We start from the raw sequence: 856 nt of genomic DNA, 5'->3' as shown, positions 1-856 counted from the left end.
AACGGTGGTCATGAGAACTCCTGGGTGGTGCGTTCGGGGCGGGCGATCGAGACCCCGGCGGCGGCGCCGAAGCCCAGGCCGATGGACTGGAAGGCGGTGCCGACCAGGACCATGGCCTGGGGGTCCGGGACGGTGAGGTACATCGGGGCCCAGCCGATGAAGTGTCCCCCGTCCATCACCACCGAGCGCTGCTTCGGGAGGATGTCCTCCAGGGCGGCGACCACCGCGCGGGGGTTGAGCCGGCCGTCGGGGCCGAACTCGGCCGGGTCCTCCACCGGGGCCGAGGAGCGGTAGGTCTCCCCGGCGACCTCGGGGGCGCCCGCCCGCCAGGTGCGCTGCCGGTCCGCGGCCGGGGTGCGGGCCAGCAGCCCGGCCAGGGCCACTCCGAGGTCGGCGCGGAGGTAGTCGGTGACGGCCGGGTGGGCCAGCGCCGACTCGGGTTCGTTGTCGATGCGGATCATCCGGGTGCCTTCGGCGAAGAGGGTGCCGTAGCGGGACTGGAAGGCGTTCAGGCTCGCCCCGGCCACCAGCACCAGATCGGCCTGGCGGGCGGTGGCCAGGCGGTGGTCGCGGGTGAAGCCCCCGGCGATGCCGAGGTTCCAGGGGGAGTCCACGGCGTTGGTGGCCATCACCGAGGTCATGAACAGCGCCCCGAGCCGGTCGCCGAGCTCCTGCAGCGATGCGGCGGCCCCGGCCAGCAGGACCCCGCGCCCGGCCAGGAGCAGCGGGCGGTCCGCGGCGCGCAGCAGTCCCGCGATCCGGTCCAGCTCCTCGGGGCCGGGCTGCCAGGCCTTCTTGGCCGGCAGCGGCTCCAGGTCCACCGGCTCGGTCAGGGCGGCGGTGGCGCAGTCGTAGG

At 75.0% G+C, this 856-nt stretch carries 1 pseudogene; it reads right to left on the bottom strand.

From position 1 onward, the window contains the following. Positions 1 to 8: 8 nt before the first annotated feature. Positions 9 to 856, bottom strand: a pseudogene (locus ABL57_RS18465) (thiamine pyrophosphate-binding protein); the annotation flags it as partial.

This window comes from Kocuria sp. SM24M-10 (assembly GCF_001027955.1).
Classification (GTDB): Bacteria; Actinomycetota; Actinomycetes; order Actinomycetales; family Micrococcaceae; genus Kocuria; species Kocuria oceani.
The sequence above is the reverse complement of the archived record's forward strand: the minus strand, read 5'-3'. Positions and strand labels throughout refer to the sequence as shown.